The organism is Salipaludibacillus daqingensis, from assembly GCF_029891575.1.
GTDB classification, from domain to species: domain Bacteria; phylum Bacillota; class Bacilli; order Bacillales; family Salisediminibacteriaceae; genus Salipaludibacillus; species Salipaludibacillus daqingensis.
Genome location: NZ_JARZHF010000010.1, coordinates 59,133 through 76,154 on the forward strand (window position 1 = coordinate 59,133; position 17,022 = coordinate 76,154).

Here is a 17,022-nt window from a genome sequence, read left to right on the forward strand (position 1 = left end):
ACATAAATGATTGGGAATCTGTCTCTCCTATCAAACGAACGAACCTTTCCCTTGGTCATCCTTAGTTGATCTTCCTAATAATGGGTGTTTGGTGGTCTGTTTTCTTGGGTAAAATACTGTAAATGAATATGTAACTTATGTTAAACTTCTGTATACCTAACTTATGATTGGAGCCTAACATGAATCTTCCTCAAATTTTAAAAGAACAGTTACTATCTACGATTGGTCCTGCTACAAAAGAGGTTACTCACATAAACTATGATTCTAGAAAAATAACGAATAAAGGCTGTTTTGTTTGCATAAAAGGAGACAATACAGATGGTCATCTATACATAGAGAAGGCAGTGTTACAAGGAGCAGTTCAGATTATCGGGGACCAGCAGGATGTATTGATAGAGAATGCAAAACGTTATTCTGACGTTCAATTTATTCTTGTAAGAGAACCTAAAAAAGCGCTTGCTCTTTACTCCTCTTATTTACAAAGCCATGCTCATAAAGAGATGTCTTTAATTGGGGTAACGGGTACATATGGCAAGACGACTATTACTGCTTATATTCGCAACTTATTAAATGGTTCAGGGATAAAAACGGGTTCTATAGGTACTGCGGGTGTTTGGGATCACAGAAGCTCACTATCGCTCCACAGAAGTACACCTACAACACCAGAATCGTCTGACCTGCACGCTTATTTAAGGCGAATGAGAAAAAGGGATATTTCTTCTGTAGTAATGGAAACAACTTCCATAGGCCTCGATCAAGAAAGACTATATGGGCTACATTTCGACATTGCTGTGCATTCCAATCTTAAGCCGGAACACCTTGATTATCACGGAACGTTTGATCAATATAAGAAAGCGAAATTAAGGTTATTTGATCATGCAAATGTGGCAGTAGTCAATACTGATGATGAGGGGATGAGTAAGGATATTCTTTCTACGTTTAAAGGGGAAATTTGGACATATGGAATTCATCATACCGCTACCGTTCAAGCGAAAAACCTGAAAGCTACAGAGAACGGTAGCTCCTTTGATTTGCTTATTAAAGATCAACTGTATGATGTTTTTATACCAGCACTTGGTACACACAACATTTATAATTTCCTTGCTAGTCTTTGTGTATGTCTCGCAAAAGGGTTAACGATCAAAGAAATTCTGCCACTTTTTCATAAACTGGAAGGTCCTCCAGGGAGACTCGAACTAATTCCTGAGTTTCCAAAACGAAAAATGATTTTTGATTTTTCTCACACTCCATACGCTCTAGATAATTTACTTGAAACAATTAAGCCTATCCCCTACAAACGATTAATCATCATGATTACTGGTATTGGCATTAGAGAAAAATCTCTTCGGGCACCTATAGCGAAAGCGGTGGAGGGAAGAGCGGATGAGATTGTTGTAACAGCTGATCACCCTGGCGATGAAGATCCATTGGTAATTGTGAACGATGTGATAGCTGGGTTTGAGACTACGACAGAGAACGTTCATCCTGTGACAAATCGTGGGGAAGCCATTAAGAAAGCAATGGGGCTCACGAAAGAGGGAGATTTGATTTTAATAACCGGTCTATGTATGGAAGAATTCCAAATAATTAAAGGGAAGAAAGTTCCATATCATGATTATGACCATGTGAAAGAATTTTTGGACAGTAGCGACTCTCAAAAATATTTTCAAGAGACATCTAAGTGAGCAGAGCATCACTTGAGAAAAAAGGCGAACCAGAACCAAAGGGACGGTTCTTGTGGTTGAGAATTGAGATTTCGTCTACTGAGCAGCCCATAATAATCTGTTCTTTGATAAAAAATTGTAAATAATAATACAACCTCTTAACCATTTTCGGTTTTATCCATGCAGAGAAGGACTCGATGTTTCTCCTAGCTATTCAAAGTATAGTTATAGGGAATAATGTCACTCCTTTCAACCGAAGGAACCGTCCCCCTGGTTAAATTCCTTTCGTTTCTCTACAGAGTTACGTATGATAAAAGAAGATATTTAGCGCAGAAATTCCAAACAGGGACGGGAACAGGGGAGAAGGATCGTGCCGGATAATATAAATAAAGTGCCACTCGTAGCTGTGTTGCTTACAGGTACGTTTGTGGCGATTCTAAATCAGACGCTACTTGTCACAGCTATTCCGCCGATTATGAGAGATCTGGGGATCGATGCGAATACAGCGCAGTGGCTGAACACTATTTTCATGCTTGTGAACGGGATTATGATTCCGATCACAGCCTTTTTAATTGGGAAATTCACGACAAGAAAGCTGTTCATGACAGCGGTGAGTTTGTTCGCTGTTGGAACACTTATTGCGGCTGTATCACCTAATTTCGAAATACTTATCGTAGGAAGAATTGTGCAGGCGAGCGGAGCAGGCATCATGATCCCGCTCATGCAAACCGTTTTGTTTATGATTTTCCCTATTGAAAAAAGAGGGCAAGCGATGGGGCTTGTTGGGATGGTGATTGCTTTCGCACCAGCAATCGGTCCGACTCTCTCAGGCTGGATCGTTGACCAATACCCATGGAGAGCCTTGTTTTACATCGTTCTACCGATAGCGATTATCGACTTAATTGCGGCTTATTTTGTCCTTAAAAACGTCACGAAACAGACGTTTCCTAAAATTGACTACTTATCGATCGTCTTGTCTACTTTTGGTTTTGGAGGGCTGCTCTATGGATTTGGATCCGCAGGCGCTGCCGGATGGGCAAGTACAGAAGTTATTGCGACGATGTCGATAGGATTCGTTTCTCTCACGTGGTTCATCTTCCGTCAGCTGAACTTAAAAGAGCCAATACTCGAATTCCGAGTGTTTCGTTATAGCATGTTTACCCTTTCCAATATCATTGGAATTGTCGTGTTTATGTCGATGATTGGTGCAGCTACGATTCTACCAATTTATATGCAAGATATGCTAGGGTTAACTGCTTTCCAATCGGGATTGATGTTACTGCCAGGAGCTTTGCTGATGGGCATCATGAACCCCATTACTGGGCGTATTTTTGATAAAGTCGGAGCAAGATGGCTCTCCATCAGCGGGATGGGTTTACTTACAGTCATGACTTTTCTGTTTACGAGGCTGACTGAAGATACCTCATTTGCATATATGACGACCGTTCATGCGTTTCGTATGCTAAGTTTGGCCATGGTCATGATGCCTATTACAACAGCTGGATTAAATCAACTTCCGGAACGGCTCATTCCACACGGAACAGCGATGAACAACACGCTTCGTCAAGTAGGTGGGTCATTGGGTACGGCATTTCTCGTTACGATGATGTCGGTTGGAGCAGCATCTGCTGCAAATGGCGTGACAGACAACGAAGCGATGATTCAAGGGGTGAACATCTCATTCTGGGTCGCAACATCACTTGCTTTCATTGGCTTTGTGATCTCAATGTTTATCAAAAATCCAAAAAAGAGGTAACCGTAGGTAACCGTTAACCGTAGGGACGGTTCTTGTGGTTGGAAGAGAGATTTCATCAACTGAAAAATATATAAATTTCATTTTATTGATAAAAACTCCGATAGAAATACAGACACGAACCTCTCAACCATCTCTGGTTTCATCCAAGCAAACATCCACCCTTTTTTGAAGAAGGGTGGATGTTCCTCGTAGCTAATTTAAATAAAGTTATAGGGAATCATGACACTGGGGTCAACCGACCAGAGGAACCGTCCCCCTGGTTTCCCCCTCTGGTTTCTTGCTGTTAGTAAACTGGGTTACGTGATAACCTACAATTATGGCTATTTTTTTTGAGCAATAATAGGGTTTAATAAAGTGGAGGGGATCATGATGAAACAAAAAGCTATTCTTGCTGGTGGTACTGGATTTATCGGTACGTATATTGAAAAAGAGTTGATGGAGCTTGGTATGAGGTACATATCATCTCTAGGCAGTCGCAGCACATTTCTTGGAGTGACCATGAGGCGGTCATAAAAGCTTTGGAGGGTGCTGAACTTCTAATTAATTTTGCCGGGAAGTCAGTTAATTGCCGGTACAACGAAAAAAATAAACGAGAAATTTTTGATTCGAGAACGCAAACGACGCAAATTTTAGGTGAAGCATTAAACAAATGTGAGAGACCACCGAAACTATGGATAAATTCAAGTACAGCAACGATTTATAGACATGCAGAGGACCGTCCGATGACGGAAGATCATGGAGACATTGGTTCTGGATTCTCAGTGGAGGTAGCTAAAGCATGGGAAGAATCGTTCTTCGACTTCCGTTTGCAAAAGACTCGCCAAGTAGCTTTGCGAATGGCTATTGTTTTAGGTGAAGGTGGAGGCGTCATGACCCCGTACAGAAATTTAGTGAAGTTTGGGCTTGGTGGAAAACAAGGATCAGGAAAGCAAATGTTCAGTTGGATTCATATAAAAGACCTTCTTGGCATCATCCTCTTCTTAAGAGACCGAGAAGACGTTGATGGCGTTTTTAATTGTTCCGCTCCGAATCCAGTCACTAATAGAGAGCTTATGAAAAAGGTTCGAACCGTCATGAATGTTCCCTTCGGCTTACCGGCGTATGAATGGATGCTTGCTATTGGAACACGCATGCTAAGAACAGAATCGGAACTTGTTTTGAAAAGTCGCTGGGTCATCCCAGAGAGGTTGGAGCGTGAAGGGTACAATTTTACTTATCCCACCCTTGACGAGACGTTGGCAGATATCTTGAAGTAACTGGTGGTAACCGGAGGGACGGTTCTTGTGGTTGAGGAAAGATATTTCATTCAGTGAAAACATACATAAAATTCATTACAGTGATAAGAACTCCGGTAGAGATTCTATAACATCCACGTCTAACCATTTTCTGCTTCAATTAATAAATGAAACACTCTCTTTCTTAGGAAAGAGAGTGTTTCGCGTTGCTAATCTAATATTTGGTTATTAGAAATCATGTCACTGGGGTCGACCGACCAGAGGAACCGTCCCCCTGGTTCGCCCGTCTATCATCAAACCAGCCAACGAGATGGTCTAATCGCTCTAGGCGATGTTTTGGTTTACCGGAGCGGGAAAGGTCGTGGTTTTCATCTGGGAAGCGAACGAACTTCGTTTCCACACCTAATCGCTTCAGGGCTATATACCATTGCTCTCCTTGTTCGATTGGACAACGTAAGTCCTGTTCGCTGTGCAGGATGAGTGTCGGTGTTTTTACATTACGGGCATAGGTAAGAGGGGAAAGCTTAAGTAGCTTTTCTACATCATCCCATAAATCCGCATGTCCATGCTGCCATTCCGTGAAGAAGAAACCAATATCACTTGTTCCGTAGAAGCTATGCCAGTTACAAATACAACGTTGGGTAACGGCTGCTTTGAAACGGTCTGTACGAGTAACGATGACGTTGGTCATATACCCACCGTAGCTTCCTCCAGTCACGAATAATTGATCGTGATCGATGTAGTGATAGTTTTCTAAAGCATAATCGACACCGGCCATAATATCCTCATAATCCATGCCACCGTAATCATCGATAACAGCATTAACAAAGTCATGGCCATACCCTTGGCTTCCCCTTGGATTCGTGTAAAGAACCACATACCCTTTAGCGGTCATGACTTGCATTTCATGGTGTAAACCATTTCCATAAGCTGTTGCTGGACCACCGTGAATTTGAAGAATCATCGGATATTTTTTACCTTCCTCATACCCAGAAGGCTTCATGATCCAGCCTTCTATTTCCTGACCATCTGTGCTCTTATAATGGAATTCTTCAGGAGTACTTAAGTGAACCTCGTTGTATAGCTCTTCATTCCAAGCTGTTAGCTGCTTAACATTTTTCACATTCGTTAAATCTTGTGTAACTAAATCACCTGTAGAATGAGGTGTAGCAAGAACAAGGACTGCCTGATCTTTACTTACAATATCATAAGAAGTAATCGATGCGACCTTTGGAGATAGGGCAGCTGAAACGTCCCCTTCAAGGTTTACCTTAAATAACTGACAATCTCCACCTATTGTTGCAATAAAGTAAATGTGAGAGTTCGTAGAGTCCCAAATTAATCGAGGCTCTGCCATATCATACTTCGCGTCTGCACCTACTAGATTTCCAAGGGTATAATCAAAGCTCTCCGTTAAATTTTTCAATTGGCCTGTTTCTACAGAAAACAAGAGAACATTTGCGTTACCTTGACTTCTTTCCCCACGATTATGACCAGCAACAGCTAACCATTTCCCGTCGGTTGAGAAGGAAGGAGCCATCAGATAGCCATTTCCTTGGAAAAATAACGTTTCTTTATTCGAAGCAATATTATATTTCCAAATGGCAGGGAGGTAACCCCACTCTTTATCTTCTGCCTTCGTCCCAATATAGAATACGTTTTTCCCATCTGGAGTGAAACATGGCTGAGAAAAATCATGGTCTCCTTCGGTAATCTTCGTATATGACTTTGTCTCCATATTAAATAGATACACATGTGTACGATCCTCGTTATAAATACCAACTCCGTCTCCTTTATAACGAAGTCTAGTAATCACCTTCACATCGCTTTTTTCTTCTTTCTCTTCTTCTTCCTTATCAGAGGAAAACTTAAGTTCTCCTCTAATCGTAACAGCAAGATTCTTTCCGTCAGGAGACCAAACAAAATCCCCAATTCCTTGTTCCACGTCAGTTAGTTGAACAGCTTCTCCACCATCTGTATGTAAAAGCCAAACTTGATTTTTCCCTGAGCGGTTGGAACGAAAAGAAAGGGTGCTTCCATCTGGTGACCATTTTGGAGAAGTATCCTTTACTAGTGTCTCCTTTGAATAATGAGAGGTGAATTGTCTGCCTTCCCCTTTTAAATCAGTCACGTAAATAGAAGAATAGTAGCCATCTTTTTCTTTATCTACTTGCGTTAAAACATAAGCAACTTTGTTTTTGTTAGGGGAAACGACAGGGTCTCCCACAAACTTAAATTTCGTTAAATCTTCTGCTGTAATAGGTCGTTTCGTCATGAACATTCCTCCATTTTTTTGCAATCTATGATTCTATCTTAACATTTCGACAACCGAAATAAAATTTATTTTATTTCAAAGTTCAGTGGAGCATGTGACAGTTCTTTTGCTTCTCTCGGGAGTCGAAATGACGAATAGATAAGAAATATGGTGAATTTGCTAGTGAGGTATTTGGCATGGCACAAAGAATATACATTAATCAAGGGTAGTACCTGATCTTGAAGAAGCTTTGGTTTGTCGCACCGACTCGAAAGAGCAGATTACCTGTTTCAAAGCGCGCATCCCCATTTTGAAAGAGCGCCACGCACCAGTAAGAGCGCGCTTGAATCTGAAAGAGTGTCTCACCCCTGCCAATCGAACATGAGAATCGTCCCCGTGCTTCTTATAAGTATACTGTTAAAGAAAATCCATATACATGAATTAAAAGCTAACCGGGGAGGAAGCCCATTGGACAAAGGAAATAGTCGATTTAGATGGGTGATTTTTGTTTTGGTCCTGTTCACTTATTTAGTCATGGCGAGCCAACGAACGGCTCCGGGATTGATTACAGAACAGTTAATGAGAGATTTTCATGTAACTGCAGCGACAATTGGGTTACTAGCAAGCATTCAATTTTTTGTATATACAGTACTGCAAATTCCTATGGGTATCCTTGTAGATCGTTATGGTCCCAATTTTTTTCTAATTACAGGTGCGTTACTTACAGGCGTGGGGACAATGATTTATAGTCTCGGTGAGCATGCACTTGTCCTGTTTTTTGCAAGAATACTGACGGGTCTAGGAGATGCGACCATTTGGGTGAGCGTGGTGTTAATTTTAGGTCAATGGTTTACGAAACAGGAGTTTGTTCGATTAATTGGTGTTGCTGGAATGACAGGTAGCCTTGGTTTCTTGATGGCAACCGTTCCTTTCTCGTTTTGGATTGACATCCTTGGTTGGCGGGGAGCGTTCTTTTCCGCAGGGCTGTTACTATGTGTTTGTAGCATTTTTCTTTATTTTTTACTCATAAAAAAAACGAAGCAATTCTTTCCTGACAATAAGGTTGTTGAAAAGAAGGAGCGTAAACGGGAAAAAACAGGCACTTTACTTCGAAGAATATGTTCGAATCCGCAGGCGTGGGGTTTATTTTTTTGTCATTTTGGAGTTGTCGGCGGGTATTTAGGATTTATTAGCTCGTGGGCAGTGCCCTATGGGATGAATGTGTATGAAATGACACGTTCAGGTGCTAGTCAACTTATTATGATTGGGCTTATTGGTGCACTTATTGGAGCGCCATTAACTAGTTGGATATCCAGTCAATTACAAACAATAAAATCTCCCTATAGACTTGTACATATCATCGTTTTCATGAGTTGGTCATCTTTTCTATTATTTAGCGGGAAACCAGCGTTTATAATGGTAATCATGCTTTTCTTTATCATTGGCTACGGATTTGGGGCAAGTGCCTTAACTTTTGCTCTTGTTCGTCAATTGTTTCCTAGTAGTGAAGCTGGCATCGTTTCTGGCTTTGCCAACACAGGTGGATTTCTAAGTGCTGTATTGCTGCCAAGTATTTTTGGATATGTACTGGATCTTCAGACTGCATCAGGCAGTATCATTGATGGATACTACTACGGGTTTATCACTCCAGTTGTCTTCTCATTGATTGGTTTGATTGGTGTGAGTCTAATTAAAGAAGAAGTGGAGGAAGCAAGGTAATCGTCCCCTGGTTGGCTTGGATTAAGTGAAAAAGGTGGTGCTTGAAATAGGGAATTTAAATGCAGGTTATGGTCTAGACTCTAATGGATTTATTGTAAGCGATGTTAGCAAAGACAACATTGATGATGTCTATGTTCCGTCCATTCGAGAATCTATCGAGAGTCTCAAAAAATTATTTCATCAACAATTGCATAGTGTGTATGTGTACGGTAGTGTAGCCAGAGGAGAGGCGATTGCAAAAAAATCAGATTTAGACCTTATCGCTATGTTTGATACGAAACTAAGTTCCGTTAAGTTATCTGAAGTAAAGATACTTGCTGGAGAACTGTCTCAAAAGTATCGTTCTCTAGTTCGTGATGTTGGTATTGCTGTAGCATATTACGACTATACGGTTGACCCTTCAAATTATTACGAAAGTGCATTTCTTAAGGAACTCTGTGTTTGCGTGTATGGAGAGGATTTAGGAGAACGATTTGGACCGTATAAACTCACATCGGAGATAGCCATCCGTTTTAATGGTGATATCAATGAGGCTCTTAATCGGACGTTAAAAAGATTAGAAATAGCTTCTAACGAAGATTTTAGAACATTTACACAAGGCTTCGCTCGTAAGCTAATTCGAACTTACTATTCAATGGTGATGGTACGTTCTCAGATTTGGACGACACGACTTCACGAGCAGTCCGAAGTCTTTATTCGCTATTTCCAAGAAAAAGAATCAATTGTTCGTACTCTGCTAAATTGGATAGATGAACCGCCGACCGATCGTGAGGTTGTATATTTGTTGTTTAAGAGTGAGGGTGAATGGGCTAGTGCGAACTTTTCAAATCAAGCCAAAATTTCTTTTTAAATAACTGTTTACGGTGCCTGCCACCCGTGCTTTAGAGCACTGGGGCAGGCACCGTACCAATTGTAGGGAAAGACAAATTGTCTGGGTCAATACGGTTGGATATTTATGTTATTATTAAGAAGATAATTGTAAATTCAATTAATATTATCCATAAGCTAGCGTTTAATAATTTTAATATTAGAATGGATGTAAAACAATTGAATGAAAAAAACCAAGGTTTTTCAAAAACTAGTTCTAGCAATCAAAACAAGAGGGCATCAGCGATCACGATTCATCATGATTTTCTATTAACTAGGGATCACGTCTATAATGCTTGTGGATTTGAATGTTCTCCACCAGAAATAGAAGCACAAAACGCAGAATATGGTGGCTGTTTATTTATGTTGAATTCTCTTTCAATTAGATTTCGTGTTGCCAAAGTTACTCCAAAAAAAGTAGGACAATTTGTGACGTTGTGGGAGAGAATTGGGGAGGGACCGATACAACCTTACGATGTAACAGATGCAACCGATTTATTAGTTATCAGCACACGTAGCGGCGAAAAATTTGGTCAGTTTATATTTCCAAAAGTTGTATTATCTGATCAGAATATTTTATCAAATAACGGTAAAGGTGGTAAAAGGGCGATGCGCGTTTATCCACCCTGGGACAAACCTACAAGCCGTCAAGCACAAAATACTCAAAAATGGCAGTTAGAGTATTTCTTAGAGATTCCAATTATTGCGCCCGTTGACTTTGATCGTGCGCACATGCTTTATGGCTTGTAAATCAAGTCGATAGACGATTAATAATTACCGATCCTTTATCGCTTTTTCTGAAAAAAAGGATGAATGTTTCTAGTAGCTAATCAAAAAAGGTAATAGGGAATGATGTCACTGCGGTCAACCGAAGGAACCGTCCCCCTGGTTGCCTTTATCAACGTTATCAGTGAGTTTATCTTTTATTCATTTCTCTTAGGTTTTGTGGTTTTTATCGGACTACCATGGTTGTTTGGGAAACTCTTCAAAAGAAGTCAATCTTAATAACCACATAAAAACGACTACCTTATAATTAGCCCAAATTTTAAGATAGTTTTATATTGTAAACTAATGAACTTAAACTAAAGGTAAAATTTAAGGAGGATTTATGCTTTGAAAGATTGTGTGTTTTGTAATCCAAGTTTAGAACCAAAGCAAAATGTTATTATGAGTAATGATTATTGTATGTTTCTGCTGTTAGAGCAAGCTCAAATAGAGGGAAATCAACTTGAAGGTGCTGGTTTAATTGTACCAAGAGAACATAGAGAAACTGCATTTGATTTAACAATTGAAGAGTGGAAAGCAACTTATAGCCTTCTTCAAGATGTTAAAAGATACTTAGATGAAAAGTGTCACCCCCATGGGTATAACCTTGGTTGGAACTGTGGTGAAGTTGGTGGACAACATATTTTTCATTCACACTTTCATGTGATACCAAGATATTCAGATGAACCATTAGCTGGTAAAGGGATTAGATATATGTTTAAAAGTTCGGAAAATAGAAGAAAAAATAGTTAAGCTAACGGAGTAACGTTAGTAAAATTACGAGTTGCAGTATCGTAGCTCTTTTTTTGTGCCTATAAAATGGAAAATGATGTTAAACTAAAGAAGGATTAGTGGAATAATATTCCACTAAATTTGTGTTATAGTAGGAATATACGTTCGTAATTAAAGGAGGAGGTTAAATGTTAGGGAACCAAGAAGATATAGTAAAGTTAATTCAAAATGATGATAGAATGATGGAAATAATTAACGCTGCGAGTAAACTGAATTTGCCCGATTGGTGGATATGTGCAGGATTTATCCGCTCTAAGATTTGGGACACTTTGCAAGGGTTCGAAAAAAGAACAAATACTCCAGATGTTGATGTTATATATTTTGACGATAAAAACATTGATGAAAAAACGGAAAAAAAATTAGAAGCTGAATTGAGGACAATACTTCCTAATATACCTTGGTCTGTTAAAAATGAAGCAAGAATGCACGTTATAAATGACATTCCACCTTATATATCCTCTGAAGATGCTATTTCAAAATTTCCAGAGACAGCAACTGCTCTTGGTGTGAAAATAGATAAGGATAACAATCTAAATCTTACTGCTCCTTGTGGTATAGATGATGTAATAAATTTAGAGTTGAAACCAACGCCTTATTTTAAAGATTCAAAAGAACGAGCTGAAATTTATGAGGAACGAATTATTAAGAAAAATTGGAAAGCAATTTGGCATAAAATTAAGGTTCATCATATTTAAGACTCTTCCACTAAAGGAGGATCTTTAGTGAAAGAAGCAATGTTTAGTTGAATGAAAGGTTTTTAATATGAAATTACGAATGGGGGAAATCATGTCTCATAAAGTTAAAATATCTTATGGAGAACATCACTCACAATTTGGAGTTTTACGTGTACCTGATAATAAAGAACATTCACCAGTAGTTGTAATGATTCATGGAGGGTTTTGGCAATCAAAATATAACTTAGAGGAAAACAATCCCATTGCAGAAGATTTAACTCCCAGGGGATATGCTACTTGGAATATTGAGTATCGTAGAGTAGGTGAAGAGGGAGGAGGTTGGACAGGTACTTTTAATGATGTCATTGATTCTATAAATTACCTTGTTAATTTAAAGCAAACCTATCGATTAGATTTATCTCGTGTCATCGTTATTGGTCACTCGGCAGGAGGACATTTAGCACTTTGGTTAGCCTCAAGAACTTTGAAAGAAGTATCAGACGGGTTATTCAATGAGTTGGTAGTCCCAATTCAAAAGGTCGTTAGTTTGGCTGGGGTGACTGACTTAAAAAAAATGTGGGAAATCCACGAACAAAAAGGGATGAAAAGTCCTGTATCTGATTTCATTGGTGGGACACCAAACGAGCTTCCTGAACGCTACAAATTAGCTTCCCCAATGGAGTTATTACCCAACATGAAAGTAGAGCAGGTATTAGTTCATGGTGAATTAGACCGCCATGTTCCTGTGGTATTAAGCAAAGAATACTATACCAAGACATTAGAACAAAAAAAACGTGTAAGGTTATTTGTTTTGTCAGACATAGAACATTTTAAAATTATTGACCCCACCTCAATAGCATGGGAAACCATAATTGATACATTTTAACAATGTATTCTTAAAAAACTAATGGGGTGCGTTTGTTACACAAGCGAATATGAAAATAATGGCACGAAGAACTTATTCTTCGTGCCATTTCAATATGCGATTTATACTGTGATTTCGGTTGTTAAAGTAGTGTGATTTAGTTTGTAAATTTGCCTGCGTTTTTCTGTTTTGCACCTCTAAAGTAAACCCGTTTCTTTGACAAGAAACGATTTTTCATCCAATTAATAGGGAATTAATGGTAAGGTTAAAAGAGAAAACGCTAGTTGTTTTACAACAAGGAAATGGAAAGTAATGTGGAATAAGAATGTAACGCACAATGTGGTTATAGCAAGGATATAGAAATAAAGGATTTGGATGGAAGAAAATAAAATTGGAGGAAACCACAAATGAAACGAATTATAGGTACGGAAGAGGCTATTAAGAGATGGGATGCCTTTGCCGATACATATTCAAAAACTCATACTGAACAAGGAGATCTTCATAAAGAAGTCTTATTAAATCCGACTTTATTTTCACTTATGGGAAATGTAGAAAATACAATAGTTTTAGATGCTGGGTGTGGGGAAGGCTATTTAAGCAGAATTTTATCAGAGTTTGGTGCAAGTGTTACAGCATTGGATTACTCTCCTAGAATGATAGAAATTGCTAAAGAAAGAACGCCAGAAGATTTGTTGATTGATTATAAACAAGGTAACTGTGAGAACTTGAATACTATAGAGGATAAAAGTTTCGATTTAATAGTCTCAAATATGGTTATTCAAGATTTAGCGAATGAGGAAAAAGCATTTCAAGAAATGTATCGATTATTAGTAGATGGAGGCAGTTTTATTTTTTCGATATTGCACCCTTGTTTCGTTACTCCAGAATGTGGTTGGGAGAAAACAGACAGTGGTGAAAAGTTGCACTGGAACGTAGATAACTATTTTTACGAAGGTGCGTACGAACAAGACTTAGGTGATAAAGAAAAGATGATATTATTCCATAGAACATTAACAAGTTATATAAACACTATTATCCAAACTGGTTTTGTATTAGAAAGCATTGTAGAACCGAAACCTTCGATCGAGATGCTAAAAAAATATCCTTCTTTTGAAGAAGATTTTAGATGTGCTGACTTCATAGTTTTTAAATTGAAGAAATAGAATGATTGTAATGAATACAGTTAAATTAACTGGTGATTCTTCAATAGAAACTGTCGCACAGTCTAGCATTAAGGAAGAAGGAGAAATATATTAAAAAAGCTTAGGAGGGGTGTACTTGAAGTTATATGGTGATTTCACAAGACAAGACTGGGTGCAGATGCTTGGAGTTAATGAAAATCAAATCCCTTTATCATTTATTATTCATGGTGAGTGGAACCATGAGGATAATTTAAAAATATGGAATGAAATTCTTAAAGAAGAAGGATGGAATCCAAAATGGAATACTGTCATTGGAAAATATAGAGGTATCAATATTGGATTTGCAAATGTATTTGGAAGTCCAATGGCAACAACCATAGTCCATCAATTTGGTATTTCAGGAACAGAACGATTCATTCAAACAGGGTATTTTGGTGGATTATCACAAGATGTAAAATACGGTGATATTTTAATTGTTACTCAAGCTGAAATGCAAGACGGTGTTTCACATTGGTATCTGCCAAACGAAACAATTGTTAAATCTGATGAAAGCTTAGTAAATGCTGCAATCGATTACTGTGAAAAAAAAGGTTATAGCTATTCTACTGGAAGCGTCGTGTCAACCAGCGCTATGCTTTTAGAGACGAAAGAAATGATAAACGGCTGGGCTTCAAATGGTCATGTAGGTGTAGATATGGAAACAGCTACAACGTTAGCAGTGGCAAAGAGATTTAATAAAAGAGCGATAGGTTTGTTAAATTTATCAGACCATTTAATTCATGGTGATACGCTCTTCTCATATACAAAACAAAGAGAAGAAATGGAGGCCGAAACAGATGAGAAAATGAGAGATTTAGCCTTACATTTGGCTACTAATTGACTAACCGTAGGGACGGTTCTCGTGGTTGGAAATACTGAAAAATGCATAAAATCTGTTTCATAGATTAAAACTTCGATGCAAATACTGATGCATACTTCTAAAACATTTTTCTTCTATCTAAGCAAAGAACGACTCTTTTTTTTGAGGAAGGGCAAAGTTTCTACAAGCTAATCTAAAATAGGTTATAGGGAATAATGGCGATGGAGTCAACCGAACAAATACTTTCGTCTATTTTAATTGGGGTATAGCTGAATTAACGGTTAGCTGTGATTGAAGGACTTAGGAGAAGTGTTTAACAATAAATGAAGAAGCGAAACTTATAAGCAAACTTTACGTATTAGTAAAATAGGGGGGAGAAACCTTGAAATGGTCGATATTACAGTTATTAACGGTTTTTGTTATAGTCTTTATCATGTGGTTTTTAGAAAACATAAGTCAAAACAGAACTACTCAACCTGCGTCTGGTGAATGGACTGCTATAAATTCTCCTTACATTACTTTTGTAGTTATTGCATTGGTCGTCACTTGTTTTTATCTAATTTTTATGTTTCAAGCTAAAAAAGAAAATAATCTATATCAACACCGTCTTTGGAGTATGATGCCCAAACTGATTGGTATTGTAGGTTTCTTATCAATTGTTCTCTTTTTAATAGGTGGAACTATTGGGCCAATAATGACTTGGGTTGAACAATGGCGGTCGCTAATTTATGTTTTCCTGGTTTACTTTCTCTTTTTAATATTTCTATTTATTTTTTCTTTCGAACACAAAAGACAACGATTTAGGCAACAAAATGAGAAAACTATACTTATATCTTTCATATGGACACTATTGTTGTTTTTTGGGGTATTTTTCATACTCTAATAACGAAAATATAAAGTTATTGAATTGTAGAAAAGGTTTAAATGAAAAACATATGAATGAAATTTTAATAGATAGAAAAACCGAGATTGAAAGTGAGGAATTAGATTATGACGGTAACTTACACATCTCCTTTTTGGTTTTCATTGACCATTGTAATCATTATTATGTTTATCATTAATTACATAACTCAAGCGTTTATATTAAAGGAAAAAGGCAAAATAATCAGTTCTGGTTTTATATTTGTCCTTCTTGCTCAAAGTTTAGCTATTACAATCATACTTGAATTCGTATAAGCTATATTCTTTAACAAGTTTCACTTTTTTCAATCAATATTAGTGGGATGACCAAGTTTACCAAACCGCGGGAGGTGATCATGTGAACATACCGAACATTACCGCATTGGCAATATATGCCTTCATTATAGTTTTAGGATTTTATGTAAGTTTAAAATATGGTTCATTAATGATTAAGAAAACAGGGTTCGTTTTAGCACAATCTATTGTCGCAGCAACAATTAATTTAGTGATAGGTATATTGGCTATGATCGGATGGTTTATATATGCATGGGGAGTAGAGGAGAAGTTATTTTCCTATTTGTTTTTTGGAGGAATAGTCGTAGGTATGGTCTTATTAGTATTTAGCATAACAGCTTTACTATTAATCTTATTATGGAAAAGGTATAAATTAATAAAAAACTATCATGAAAATCTCACTTAAATATATTTATATTCAACTATTGGTTCGCTGTTTTAAACTAAAAGGATATTCAAGAGGGTGTTCTAGTGGACATAATCAGACAAGTGATAGCTATTCTTTTTGTAATTATGATAATTGCAATATTTTTTTCCTTTTTAAGGTTGATAGTGAAACATTTTTTTGATGACTTTTATCAAAACCTTTTTCATAAGTCGAATCGTATATTCAAAAATGTTTTTAGAAAATAAATGTTGGACGAACTATACCATTTTAATTCCGAATGCTGATAAGGTATTGATAGTTTGTCTTACAGAATTCTTCAACGGAGATGAGCGATAACGGACATGAGCGATAACGGACATGACTATTATCTTTATTATGGTTCTTTGATCTATTTAGCATCAGACATTACTGATTGGGAAGGAGAGTATTTCATGAATTTAAATGCTAATGCATTATCGTATGGAATAATAGCAGGTATCCTCACCATAACATTTTCTGCTGATTCGTCTTTATTAATAACAAATGTCTTGTTAGGTTTGATTGCTGGAAAACTAATGGATAAGTAATTTGCTAGAATGATCGGAAACGAAAAGGGATGAAGGTGATGATAAATAAAAAAGGAAATATTTTAAGTTTAATGCTCTATGCTTTTGTAATCAGTTACCTACTGTCTTCTGCATTTAATAAATATGGGCTTGAAACGAATACAATAATTAGTTCCATTTTAATTATTGTATCTACTGTTATAGTAGTTGGGTTAATTACCAAAATATTTTTATCGAAGCAAGAATCAGAGACTAACTAACGTTCGAGGTTTTATTAGTTTTTTACCATACGGGGGAGCAATA

The 17,022-nt window shown here is 37.5% G+C and carries 14 protein-coding genes and 1 pseudogene; 14 read left to right on the top strand and 1 reads right to left on the bottom strand.

All coding sequences use genetic code 11. The features are described 5' to 3' along the window. Positions 1-179: 179 nt before the first annotated feature. The 3 genes and pseudogenes from QDN89_RS18110 (at position 180) to QDN89_RS18120 (ending at position 4,676) form a co-directional block, all read left to right on the top strand. Complete coding sequence (locus QDN89_RS18110; RefSeq protein ID WP_280771580.1) at positions 180-1,685, top strand: UDP-N-acetylmuramoyl-L-alanyl-D-glutamate--2,6-diaminopimelate ligase; 1,506 nt, start codon at positions 180-182, stop codon at positions 1,683-1,685. A 349-nt stretch (positions 1,686-2,034) separates the two neighbouring features. Further along, positions 2,035-3,420, top strand: coding sequence for an MDR family MFS transporter (locus QDN89_RS18115; protein ID WP_280771581.1), 1,386 nt, complete (start codon positions 2,035-2,037; stop codon positions 3,418-3,420). Positions 3,421-3,789: 369 nt separating this feature from the next. After that, positions 3,790-4,676: pseudogene (locus QDN89_RS18120) on the top strand (TIGR01777 family oxidoreductase). A gap of 214 nt (positions 4,677-4,890) precedes the next feature. Here the strand turns inward: QDN89_RS18120 and QDN89_RS18125 are convergent. Then, positions 4,891-6,930, bottom strand: a complete 2,040-nt coding sequence (locus QDN89_RS18125; protein WP_280771582.1) for a S9 family peptidase — start codon at positions 6,928-6,930, stop codon at positions 4,891-4,893. A 447-nt stretch (positions 6,931-7,377) separates the two neighbouring features. Between QDN89_RS18125 and QDN89_RS18130 the strand changes: the two genes are divergently transcribed. The 11 genes from QDN89_RS18130 (at position 7,378) to QDN89_RS18180 (ending at position 16,740) form a co-directional block, all read left to right on the top strand. After that, positions 7,378-8,628: an MFS transporter gene (locus tag QDN89_RS18130; RefSeq protein ID WP_280771583.1), complete on the top strand. Its 1,251-nt coding sequence runs from the start codon at positions 7,378-7,380 to the stop codon at positions 8,626-8,628. Positions 8,629-8,653: 25 nt separating this feature from the next. Next, positions 8,654-9,478, top strand: a complete 825-nt coding sequence (locus QDN89_RS18135) for a nucleotidyltransferase domain-containing protein (protein WP_280771584.1) — start codon at positions 8,654-8,656, stop codon at positions 9,476-9,478. Between the two features lie 77 nt (positions 9,479-9,555). Continuing rightward, entirely contained in the window at positions 9,556-10,245 is a 690-nt protein-coding gene (locus QDN89_RS18140; RefSeq protein ID WP_280771585.1) for a MepB family protein, read from the top strand. A 363-nt stretch (positions 10,246-10,608) separates the two neighbouring features. After that, positions 10,609-11,013, top strand: a complete 405-nt coding sequence (locus QDN89_RS18145) for an HIT family protein (RefSeq protein WP_280771586.1) — start codon at positions 10,609-10,611, stop codon at positions 11,011-11,013. A gap of 167 nt (positions 11,014-11,180) precedes the next feature. Continuing rightward, positions 11,181-11,747 carry a nucleotidyltransferase family protein gene (locus QDN89_RS18150; protein ID WP_280771587.1) on the top strand — a complete coding sequence of 189 codons (567 nt, stop codon included), beginning with the start codon at positions 11,181-11,183 and terminating at the stop codon, positions 11,745-11,747. 91 nt (positions 11,748-11,838) lie between these two features. Beyond that, positions 11,839-12,612, top strand: coding sequence for an alpha/beta hydrolase family protein (locus QDN89_RS18155; RefSeq protein ID WP_280771588.1), 774 nt, complete (start codon positions 11,839-11,841; stop codon positions 12,610-12,612). Between the two features lie 386 nt (positions 12,613-12,998). Then, positions 12,999-13,754: a class I SAM-dependent methyltransferase gene (locus QDN89_RS18160; RefSeq protein ID WP_280771589.1), complete on the top strand. Its 756-nt coding sequence runs from the start codon at positions 12,999-13,001 to the stop codon at positions 13,752-13,754. A gap of 109 nt (positions 13,755-13,863) precedes the next feature. Beyond that, on the top strand, positions 13,864-14,613 hold the full coding sequence (locus QDN89_RS18165; protein ID WP_280771590.1) for a nucleoside phosphorylase: 750 nt from the start codon (positions 13,864-13,866) through the stop codon (positions 14,611-14,613). 361 nt (positions 14,614-14,974) lie between these two features. After that, positions 14,975-15,475, top strand: coding sequence for a hypothetical protein (locus QDN89_RS18170; RefSeq protein ID WP_280771591.1), 501 nt, complete (start codon positions 14,975-14,977; stop codon positions 15,473-15,475). A 375-nt stretch (positions 15,476-15,850) separates the two neighbouring features. After that, positions 15,851-16,192, top strand: a complete 342-nt coding sequence (locus QDN89_RS18175; RefSeq protein WP_280771592.1) for a hypothetical protein — start codon at positions 15,851-15,853, stop codon at positions 16,190-16,192. Between the two features lie 323 nt (positions 16,193-16,515). Further along, on the top strand, positions 16,516-16,740 hold the full coding sequence (locus QDN89_RS18180; protein ID WP_280771593.1) for a hypothetical protein: 225 nt from the start codon (positions 16,516-16,518) through the stop codon (positions 16,738-16,740). Positions 16,741-17,022: the final 282 nt, after the last annotated feature.

Excerpts from the sequence above, each read along its gene's own strand:
- QDN89_RS18110 (WP_280771580.1), top strand. The coding sequence starts at position 180 with ATGAATCTTCCTCAAATTTTAAAAGAACAGTTACTATCTACGATTGGT.
- QDN89_RS18125 (WP_280771582.1), bottom strand. The coding sequence starts at position 6,930 with ATGACGAAACGACCTATTACAGCAGAAGATTTAACGAAATTTAAGTTT.
- QDN89_RS18150 (WP_280771587.1), top strand. The coding sequence starts at position 11,181 with ATGTTAGGGAACCAAGAAGATATAGTAAAGTTAATTCAAAATGATGAT.
- QDN89_RS18155 (WP_280771588.1), top strand. The coding sequence starts at position 11,839 with ATGTCTCATAAAGTTAAAATATCTTATGGAGAACATCACTCACAATTT.
- QDN89_RS18160 (WP_280771589.1), top strand. The coding sequence starts at position 12,999 with ATGAAACGAATTATAGGTACGGAAGAGGCTATTAAGAGATGGGATGCC.
- QDN89_RS18180 (WP_280771593.1), top strand. The coding sequence starts at position 16,516 with ATGAGCGATAACGGACATGACTATTATCTTTATTATGGTTCTTTGATC.